Source organism: Bradyrhizobium sp. SK17 (genome assembly GCF_002831585.1).
Taxonomy (GTDB): Bacteria; Pseudomonadota; Alphaproteobacteria; order Rhizobiales; family Xanthobacteraceae; genus Bradyrhizobium.
Genome location: NZ_CP025113.1, coordinates 6,725,538 through 6,734,836, shown reverse-complemented (window position 1 = coordinate 6,734,836; position 9,299 = coordinate 6,725,538). Strand labels below are relative to the sequence as shown.

Sequence of the window (9,299 nt, the reverse complement as noted above, 5' to 3'; positions counted from 1 at the left end):
CGCTCAAGACAACGCATCAAAATAAAGGAGGAGGGCGGTCAGAATCGCCCTTCTTTCCCGGCAATTGTTGCCGGCCCGGCAATTGTGCCCCGGTTAAACGGCCGCGGCGTTTTTTTCAAGCGCATGATTTTGTTACGTTTCGTTTCCTGGCACGACCCTTGCGACATGCTCCACCGATGCGGCCATCGTTCTGATTGCCAGCCGCCGGGAATTGAATTGGAGAATATGTCATGGGTATCTTCGGCGCTCTCACGACGGCGGTCGGTGGCCTGCGCGCAGGATCGTACGCACTCGAAAACATCTCCGGCAACATCGCCAACTCGCAGACGACCGCCTTCAAGCGCATCGATACCTCGTTCCTCGACCTGGTCCCGCAGACCGCGCTGACCGCGCAGCTCGCCGGCGGCGTCACGGCGCAGTCGCGCTCGACCAACTCGGTGCAGGGTGACGTGCAGCCGGCGTCGGTCGCGACCTTCATGGCGATCAACGGCAACGGCTTCTTCGCGGTGCAAAAACCCGGCAGCTTCAGCGACGGCTCGCCAGTGTTCGATGGCGTCGACCGCTACACCCGTCGCGGCGATTTCCAGCTCAACAAGGACGGCTATCTGGTCAACGGCGCCGGCTATTATCTCGAGGGCGTGCGGATCGACCCGACCACCGGCAACCCGTCGGGGTCTTCGCCGCAGGTGCTTCGTTTCGCAAACGACTTCCTGCCGGCGCAGCAGACCACCAAGATCGACTACCGTGCCAACCTTGCGTCCTATCCGCTGACCACCGCGCACGACGTCTCGGTTCCCGGTTCCGAACTGTTGCGGCCGGGCGCGTTCAGCAGCGGGCATAACCCGTTGGTGCTGGGTACGCCCGCCGCGCCGTATACCGATTCCTCCGTCACCGGCACCGCGCAAAACAACAAGGCGACGCCGTCGGTGGCCAACACGGCTGCGACCTTGCTGTCGGGTACCGCGGGCAGCGATTCGATCAACGCCAGCTTCAGCGCCGGCTCGGCCGGCCCGCCGGTCGTGCCGGCCGATACGATCACGGTCAACGGGACCGTCATCACCTTCGTGGCGTCAGGTGCGACCGGCAACCAGCTCAATGTCACGGACAGCATCGGAACGCTGCTCGCCAAGATCGACGCGATTACCGGGACTGCGACTCCATCGACCATCAGCGGCGGCAAGATCACCTTGCACTCGGGCACCGCGTCGGACTTGCAGGTGACCAGCTCGAACTCGACCGCGCTCGCGGCGCTCGGCTTCACCGGGCAGGCGGCTGCGACCCGCGGTGGCGGCGGCACGGTCGGCACCGGGCAGGTGGTCGGCAACGACAACTCGACGTTCCTGAACGAATCCGTCTCGGGCGGTGCCGTCACGGGCTACGACGTGTCGGGTGCGCCGGTGAACCTGCAACTGCGCTGGGCGAAGAGCGACAGCGCTTCGCTGGGCGCCGGGCATACCGATACCTGGAACCTGTTCTATCAGGTCAATCCCAATGCAACCGGCACCCAGGTCGCGTGGCAGAACGTCAACGTCAACTTCACTTTCGCGGCGAACGGCCAGATGTCGCCGGCGATTTCCTCGGTGACGCTCAACAATGCCGTCGTCAACGGCGTGTCGCTCGGCAGCCCCGTGATCAATTTCGGCTCCGGCGGCGTGACCCAGTTCGCGGATACCAACGGCAACGTCCAGGTCAACCAGATTCAGCAGGACGGCTTCCCGGCCGGCCAGCTTCAGTCGGTCAGCGTCTCGACCAACGGCCGCATCGTCGGCAACTATACCAACGGCCGCAACATCGACCTCGCTGAGATCTCGGTGGCGACCTTCAACGGCACCAACTTCCTCAAGCGCATCGACGGTGGCGCGTTCGAGGCGACCGATGAGTCCGGAGGGGCGCTGTTCGGCAAGGGCGGTAGTACCATCGTCGGCTCCTCGCTGGAAAACTCGAACACCGATATTGCCGACGAGTTCACCAAGCTGATCGTGACCCAGCAGGCCTATTCGGCAAACACCAAGGTGATCACGACGACCAATTCGATGGTGCAGGATCTTCTGAACGTGGTGCGCTGATCGCATCGACGATGCACGTGTGAAGCAGTAAAGGCGAGTACACAACATGGGTTTGAGCCAAGCCCTTTCCACCGCGATGTCGGGCCTGCGCGCCACGCAGGCCTCGCTGTCGCTCGTGTCGTCGAACGTCGCCAACGCGGAGACGCCGGGCTACGTCAAGAAGACGCTGAACCAGACCACCGGTACCACCGGCCAGTACGGCTCGAGCGTCCTGATCAACGGCGTCAACCGCCAGCTCGACGAGTTCCTGCAAACCCAGCTTCGCACCGAGACGTCTGGTGCCAGCTACGCCGACGTGCGCTCGAGCTTCCTGGCCAATTTGCAGGGCGTCTACGGCAATCCCGACTCCACCGGCACGATCGAGGACGCTTACAACAAGTTCCTGACCGCGTTGCAGGGCCTATCGACCAGCCCGGATTCGCAGTCGGCGCGCATCGGCGTCGTCAATGCCGCGCAATCGATGGCGCAGCAGCTCAACGCGACGTCGCAGGGGATCCAGACGCTGCGCGCCAATGCCGAGGCTGGGATCACCGATTCCGTCAACAGCGCCAACAACGCCCTGCAACAGATCGCGCGGCTCAATGTCCAGCTGCAAGCCAGTGGCGGGACCGCCGATGCCTCGACCGCGGCATTGCTCGACCAGCGCGATCGCTACGTCACGCAGCTCTCGCAGCTGATGGACATTCGCACCGTCACCAACGGCCAGAACCAGGTGACCGTGTTCACCAATTCCGGCGTGCAGCTGGTCGGCACCGAGGCCGCGACGCTCAGCTTCAACGCCCAGGGCACGATGACGCCCAACACGCTGTACAATTCCGACCCGACCAAGAGCACCGTCGGCACCATCACCATCAACTTCCCGCATGGCGGCACCTACGACATGGTGTCGACCAACTCGATCCGGTCCGGCAAGATCGCCGCCTATCTCGAGCTGCGCGACAACACGCTGGTGCAGGCCCAGGCGCAGATCGACCAATTCGCCGCCGCGATGTCGAGCGCGCTGTCGGACAAGACGACGGCAGGCACCGCGGCGACGTCGGGGGCGCAGTCCGGCTTCGACCTCGATCTGTCGGGGTTGCAGAACGGCAATACCATCCACCTCTCCTACAAGGACAACGCCACCGGCCTCACGCACAACCTGTCGATCATCCGTGTCAACGATCCGAGCGTGCTGCCGCTGAGCAACACCGCGACCGTCGATCCGAACGACGAGGTGCTGGGGGTGGATTTCTCCGGCGGCATGAGTTCGGTGCTGGCGCAGCTCAACGGCGCGCTCGGCGGAACCGGCCTGCAATTCTCCAATCCGTCGGGATCGACGCTGCGCGTGCTCGACGACGGTGCCGCCAACAAGGCCGACGTGACCGCGGCGTCGGTCACCACGACCGCCTCGTCACTGACCTCGGGCGATCCGCAGCTGCCGCTGTTCACCGACAATGGCGCGCTCTACACCGGCGCGATCAGCGCCAATGGATCGCAGTCCACCGGCCTTGCCGGGCGGATCAGCGTCAACACCGCCTTGGTCGGCGATCCCTCGCGCATGGTGGTGTATTCGACCAATCCACAGACGCCGGCCGGCGACACCACGCGCGCCAACCTCATTCTGAGCCAGTTGTCGAACGCGTCGTACAGCTATTCGCCGCAGACCGGTCTCGGTACGACCGGCGCGCCGTTCACCGGCACGCTGCTGAACTTTGCCAAGCAGTTCATCAGCCAGCAGGGCGAGTCGGCGACCGCCGCCAAGCAACTGGCAGACGGTCAGGACGTCGTTCTCAACACGCTACAGTCCAAGATGGACTCGACCTCGGGCGTCAACATGGACGACGAGATGGCGCATCTGCTCTCGCTGCAGAACGCCTATTCGGCCAACGCGCGCGTGATGTCGACGATCAAGCAGATGTACGACGCGCTGCTGCAGCTCACGTGAGGGTAACATGTCGATCGACGGCGTAAGCGGCAGAACTTCCTATATCGGCACCAATATCCTCAATCTGCGCAATCAGCTCAACGACCTGACGACGCAGCTCGCGACGGGCAAGGTGTCGACGACCTATGCGGGGCAGGGGCTCGATCGCGGCTTTGCGCTCAGCCTGCGCGCGCAGATCAGCAGCATCAACGCGTTCTCCGACACCGCGACCAATCTCAACACGCGCCTGAGCGTCGCCAACCTCACCTTGCAGGGCTTGTCCGACGTCGGAACCCAGGTGAAGAACGCCGCCACAACGGCGACGCTGACGCTGAACAACAACGGGCAGACCTCGGGCCAGATCACGGCGCAGGCCGCCTTCGCCAATGCGGTCGCGATGCTGAACAGCCAGTCGGGTGACCGCTATCTGTTTTCCGGCCGTGCGATGGATACGCCGGCGACGGTCGCTGCCGACACCATGCTGAAGGGCACCGCAACCCAGGCCGGCCTGATCCAGCTCATCAACGAGCGCAAGCAGGCCGATCAGGGCGCCGGCATGATGGGACGCCTCAGCGTCTCATCGCCGCCGGCGACCACGACGGTGACCAGCGTCGCCGAGGACGGCTCGCCGTTCGGCCTGAAGCTCCTGTCGGTGCAATCGTCCTTGACCGGAGCCACCGTGACGCAGCCGACCGGTGCGCCGAAGTCCGCATCGGTCGATCTCGGTGCCGTCAATCCGAAGGACGGCGACAAGATCAAGTTCAACTTCACGCTGCCCGACGGGACCACCGAAGCGATCGAGCTCACGGCGACGACGACGAGCCCGGCGCCGGCCGGCTCGTTCCTGATCGGCGCCGACACCGCGGCCACGACCGCCAACCTCCAGTCGACGCTGACCTCGTCGATCAAGACCCTGAGCGACACCTCGCTGGTCGCGGCATCGGCGGTCGCTGCGTCGAACAACTTCTTCAATCCGGTCGCGACCGTCTCCGGCGCGGCCGTCAACAACCAGAATGCGCCGGCGGCGCCGATCTCCGGCGCCACCGCGCTTTCGGGGGCGGCGGGCACCAACTCGCTGTCCACGAGCTTCGCGGCCGGCGACACCATCACGGTGAACGGCACCCCGATCACCTTCGTTGCCTCGGGCGCCACCGGCAACCAGGTCAACATCACCGACAGCGTGCAGACGCTGATGGCGAAGATCGACCAGGTCAGCGGCACCAAGAACCCGTCGACCATCAGCAATGGCGCGATCACGCTGCACGGTGCCGATGGCGAGAGTCTCTCGATCTCGAGTTCGAATTCGGCGGCGCTCGGTGCGCTCGGCATCGCCAACAACACGACCGCGGCCCCTGCGCCGCTGAGGGTCGGGGGACCGCCGTTCGACACCGCGACCAATCTGGTCGCGGGTACGCCCGACAATACGGTCAACTGGTACACTGGCGAGAACGGTCCGGGATCGGCGCGCGGCACCGCCGTGGCGCAGGTCGATCAATCGATCACCGTGCAGTATGGCGCGCGCGCCAACGAGCAGGCCTTCCGCTATTTGTTGCAGAACGTCGCGGTGTATGCGGCGGTGACGACCGACGCCAGCAACCCGAATGCCAGCGCCCAGGTGACCGCCCTCGCGCAGCGGGTCAGTGGCAACCTCGCTCCGCAGAACGGTCAGCAGCAGATCCAGGACGTGCAGGCCGAATTCGCCGGCGCCCAGACCGCGACCAAGGCCGCGACCGATCGGCAGACCCAGCTCAAGAGCATGGCCGAAACGATGCTCGACTCGGTCGAGGGCGTCAATCAGGACGAGGTCGCGACCAAGATCCTGGCGCTACAGACCAGCCTGCAAGCATCGTATCAAACCACGTCGATGCTGTATCAGACGACGCTGCTGAAATATCTGCCGATCGGCTGATCGTTCGGCGCACGTCATCGGACAACAAGAAGGCCTCCTCGCGGAGGCCTTTTTCGTTCAAGGCGCGGAACTTCTACGCGCTCTTGCGGGTGTCGTCCCGATTGGCGTTTTGCTGGTTGCGCGCGGTTTCCAGCAGCTTCTCCTCATGCGCGATCAGCTTCTTGGATTCCTTCAGCGCGTGATAGAGGTCGCCGTTGAGGATGAAGTTGTTGACGCTTTCGATGAACGGCCAGGCGCTGGGCATCGCCGTGATGATGTCGCGTACCAGGCTGAAATAGGTCGGGTGGTGCGCCATCGGGTCTGGCGACAGATACATCAGCTGCACCGCGAGATAGATCAGCTTCGCCGGCGTGTCAGCGGTCTCGGGTGTCAGGATATCCTTCTCGCGCAGGATCGGGATGCGGTCGCCGTCGATCAGCAGGCGGGCGCGCTGATCGGTGTTGGTGATCACGCAATTGCCGACGATGATGCGCTCGTTCGGTTTGAGTTCGACCTTCAGGGCCATGACCGTTCTCCTTTGCCGGGCAGTCGCGCGATGTCGTCGCTCGCGGAACATGTTCGGCACTGCTTAGCAGCCGCCGTTGCGGCCCGGGGCCGATGCGACAGCGATCCTTTCCCATGATGGTTAACGCTTGGTGAACAAAGGGCGCGCGCAGGCGGTGACGTCGCGCCGGAATCAGCAGTCGCGTCAGTAGTTTTCGCGGCGAACCTCGTCCAATGGCGACAATTTTATTCTCTCGCATTTGATTGAAATGCCAATCTGGAGATTTCTTTTTCCTTCGCGGCCTGAATGCAGGATCGGCCATCCGCGCGGTCAGAAAGGACTGGCGCGGCTTTTTCTCAGTTTCACACCAGAAAGGTATGAAAATGTCCGATATCATTCTCTCGTCCTCGGTTCGCCAGAACCTCCTCTCCCTCCAGTCCACCGCCGATCTGCTCTCCACCACGCAGAACCGCCTTGCCACCGGCAAGAAAGTCAACACGGCGCTCGACAACCCGACCAACTTCTTCACGGCGCAGTCGCTCGACAACCGTGCCAGCGACATCAACAACCTGCTCGACGGCATCGGCAACGGCGTGCAGGTGCTCCAGGCTGCCAACACCGGCATCACCTCGTTGCAGAAACTGGTCGACACCGCGAAGTCGATTGCCAACCAGGTGCTGCAAAGCCCGACCGGCTACACCACGCGGTCGACCGTGAGCTCGGCGGCGGCGCTCGGCGGCACCGCGGCGAACCTCGTCGATGGCACCACCATCAAGAGCGGTGACACCCTGGCGATCGCGGCCTCTGCCGGCCAGCCCGCCTTCAGCTTCACGTTCGGCGCCAACACGTCGCTGGCGCAGCTGAATACGTCGCTGGCGGCGAGCAACCTGACGGCGAGCCTCGACAGCTCCAACAAGCTGGTCATCAGCACGACCAACGACGCTGCCTCGACGACGATCGGTGCGGTGACCTACACCGGCACCGGCACCGCGACGTTCGGCACCGCGACCGCCCCGGTTGCCGACTCGGCTTCGCAGTCGGCGCGCGCCGCGCTGGTCCAGCAGTACAACAACACCATCTCGCAGATCACGACCACGGCGCAGGACGCGTCGTTCAACGGCATCAACCTGTTGAGCGGCGACAGCCTGAAGCTGACCTTCAACGAGACCGGCAAGTCCACGCTCAGCATCACCGGCGTCAAGTTCGATGCCGCGGGCCTCGGCCTGAAATCGCTGGCCGCGGGCACCGACTTCCTCGACAACAACTCGGCGAACAACGTGATCGCGTCGCTGAGCACGGCGAGCTCCTCGCTGCGCAGCGAAGCCTCGACGCTGGGTTCGAACCTCTCGATCGTGCAGATCCGTCAGGATTTCTCCAAGAACCTGATCAACGTGCTGCAGACCGGTTCGTCGAACCTGACGCTGGCCGATACCAACGAGGAAGCCGCCAACAGCCAGGCGCTGTCGACCCGCCAGTCGATCGCGGTCTCCGCGCTGGCGCTCGCCAACCAGAGCCAGCAGAGCGTGCTTCAGTTGCTCCGCTAAGCGCGTCGCGCAAGCACTTCGGGAACGGCGGGGGAAACCCCGCCGTTTTCGTTTGTCTCCGGGATATTACGGTATCTGTCTGTGCCGTCAGAACGACGCATTTCGTAACGGCTGCTAACCATATTTAAAGGCGCCGGATGCATAAATATCGAGCGCTAGAATTGCGTCTCCGCGGCTCGAGAAATCCGCATCCATCGAGGTCATTAATGTCGAATGCAGCCCAGGCCTACGCTCGTACATCTACGACGACGGCGTCCCCACGCGAAATCGAGGCGCAGGCACTTCTGAAGGCGGCCCGTCAGCTACAGGAAGTCCAGTCGAACTGGAACGGTCTCGACAAGGCGCTCGATCACGCATTGCTGTTCAACCGGCGCCTGTGGTCGATCTTCCTCAGCGCAGCGCAGGGCGACGAGAATCCGCAGCCGCTCGAGGTGCGTCAGAACATCGCGAACATCGGCGTGTTCGTGATGAAGCAGACTGTCGACATCCAGATGAATCCGGACCCGGCGAAGCTGAAGTCGCTGATCGATATCAATTGCAACCTTGCCGCCGGCCTTTCAGGCCGCGGTTGATCGATCGCGCAACGACGGAGCCGCGCCATGGCCGACGTCCTGAGCATCCTGTCAGCCAATTACAAGGCCGCCGGCCTGACGGTTCCGTCGAAGACGCCCTATGTGCCGGTCGATCCGAACCTCTATGAAGGCAGCTGGAGCGGCAAGTACGCCAACAGCAAGTCGTTCAACATCTCGGTGTCGAACGTCGATGGCTTCCGCGCCAAGGTACACTACCAAAGCGACGGCACCAGCAAGTATCAGGACGTGCTGATTAAGGACGGCGCGTTCCGGATCGGCGATACCAAGTTCTCGCTGGTGCAGCAGGGGACGGCGCTGATCGCCAACGTCGTCACCGATCCGGCGACGGGGTCGACCTATCTCGACAAGGCCTACGCCACCCAGAAGACCTGAGCGCCGCCGAGGCGGCGCCTATGCCTGGCGGTCGGTCGCGTTCACCCGGGTCGGCGCGTCCTTGCTGAGATCGAGGGTGTGGAAATAGGCGCGGCGGCGCAACACGGCTTCTTCCGGAAATTGTCTCACCACCAGGTTCGTGCGGTTGTCGACCACCTGATAGACCACGGCATGGGCGTCGCGGTCGATGATGACCTGGTCGGTGACCGTCGGGGACTGGTTCGCGCGCGATGCGTTGGCGGCGTTCGGATCGATCGTGACGCGCACGCTCGGCTCCGGAGCGGTGACGCTCTGGCTCGCGGGCAATTCGGTCTTCACCGCCTTCTGCGCCGTGTCGCTCACAGGAGTGATCATCGGCGCCGCGACCGGTGCCCCCACCGGCTTGATGTTGAAATCTGTACTCATGGCAGCCTCGTAGTGCACAGGCA

The 9,299-nt window shown here is 63.7% G+C and carries 8 protein-coding genes; 6 read left to right on the top strand and 2 right to left on the bottom strand.

The features are described from left to right. The first annotated feature begins 230 nt into the window (after positions 1-230). From CWS35_RS31305 to CWS35_RS31295, 3 genes are read left to right on the top strand one after another with little or no spacing between them, the layout of a single operon-like run. Positions 231-2,066, top strand: a complete 1,836-nt coding sequence (locus CWS35_RS31305; protein ID WP_043855432.1) for a flagellar hook-basal body complex protein — start codon at positions 231-233, stop codon at positions 2,064-2,066. Between the two features lie 46 nt (positions 2,067-2,112). After that, a complete protein-coding gene (flgK, locus tag CWS35_RS31300; RefSeq protein ID WP_024585282.1) occupies positions 2,113-3,990 on the top strand; it encodes a flagellar hook-associated protein FlgK in 1,878 nt (625 codons plus the stop codon). A 7-nt stretch (positions 3,991-3,997) separates the two neighbouring features. Next, entirely contained in the window at positions 3,998-5,878 is a 1,881-nt protein-coding gene (locus CWS35_RS31295; RefSeq protein WP_100955284.1) for a flagellar protein, read from the top strand. A gap of 73 nt (positions 5,879-5,951) precedes the next feature. Here CWS35_RS31295 and flbT read toward each other — a convergent pair whose 3' ends face one another. Further along, a complete protein-coding gene (flbT, locus tag CWS35_RS31290) occupies positions 5,952-6,383 on the bottom strand; it encodes a flagellar biosynthesis repressor FlbT (RefSeq protein ID WP_024585280.1) in 432 nt (143 codons plus the stop codon). 362 nt (positions 6,384-6,745) lie between these two features. Here flbT and CWS35_RS31285 point away from each other — a divergent pair, with 362 nt between their 5' ends. From CWS35_RS31285 to CWS35_RS31275, 3 genes are all read left to right on the top strand, one after another. Beyond that, entirely contained in the window at positions 6,746-7,906 is a 1,161-nt protein-coding gene (locus tag CWS35_RS31285; RefSeq protein WP_043855431.1) for a flagellin, read from the top strand. A gap of 206 nt (positions 7,907-8,112) precedes the next feature. Then, complete coding sequence (gene flaF / locus CWS35_RS31280) at positions 8,113-8,478, top strand: flagellar biosynthesis regulator FlaF (protein WP_024585250.1); 366 nt, start codon at positions 8,113-8,115, stop codon at positions 8,476-8,478. Between the two features lie 27 nt (positions 8,479-8,505). Further along, a complete protein-coding gene (locus CWS35_RS31275) occupies positions 8,506-8,871 on the top strand; it encodes a hypothetical protein (RefSeq protein WP_100955283.1) in 366 nt (121 codons plus the stop codon). A gap of 18 nt (positions 8,872-8,889) precedes the next feature. Here the strand turns inward: CWS35_RS31275 and CWS35_RS31270 are convergent, their stop codons facing one another. Next, a complete protein-coding gene (locus tag CWS35_RS31270; protein ID WP_168226411.1) occupies positions 8,890-9,276 on the bottom strand; it encodes a flagellar protein FlaG in 387 nt (128 codons plus the stop codon). Positions 9,277-9,299 lie beyond the last annotated feature (23 nt).

Bases quoted from the DNA above. Each gene is read 5' to 3' on its own strand.
- CWS35_RS31305 (WP_043855432.1), top strand. From the start codon at position 231: ATGGGTATCTTCGGCGCTCTCACGACGGCGGTCGGTGGCCTGCGCGCA.
- flgK (WP_024585282.1), top strand. From the start codon at position 2,113: ATGGGTTTGAGCCAAGCCCTTTCCACCGCGATGTCGGGCCTGCGCGCC.
- CWS35_RS31295 (WP_100955284.1), top strand. From the start codon at position 3,998: ATGTCGATCGACGGCGTAAGCGGCAGAACTTCCTATATCGGCACCAAT.
- flbT (WP_024585280.1), bottom strand. From the start codon at position 6,383: ATGGCCCTGAAGGTCGAACTCAAACCGAACGAGCGCATCATCGTCGGC.
- CWS35_RS31285 (WP_043855431.1), top strand. From the start codon at position 6,746: ATGTCCGATATCATTCTCTCGTCCTCGGTTCGCCAGAACCTCCTCTCC.
- flaF (WP_024585250.1), top strand. From the start codon at position 8,113: ATGTCGAATGCAGCCCAGGCCTACGCTCGTACATCTACGACGACGGCG.
- CWS35_RS31275 (WP_100955283.1), top strand. From the start codon at position 8,506: ATGGCCGACGTCCTGAGCATCCTGTCAGCCAATTACAAGGCCGCCGGC.
- CWS35_RS31270 (WP_168226411.1), bottom strand. From the start codon at position 9,276: ATGAGTACAGATTTCAACATCAAGCCGGTGGGGGCACCGGTCGCGGCG.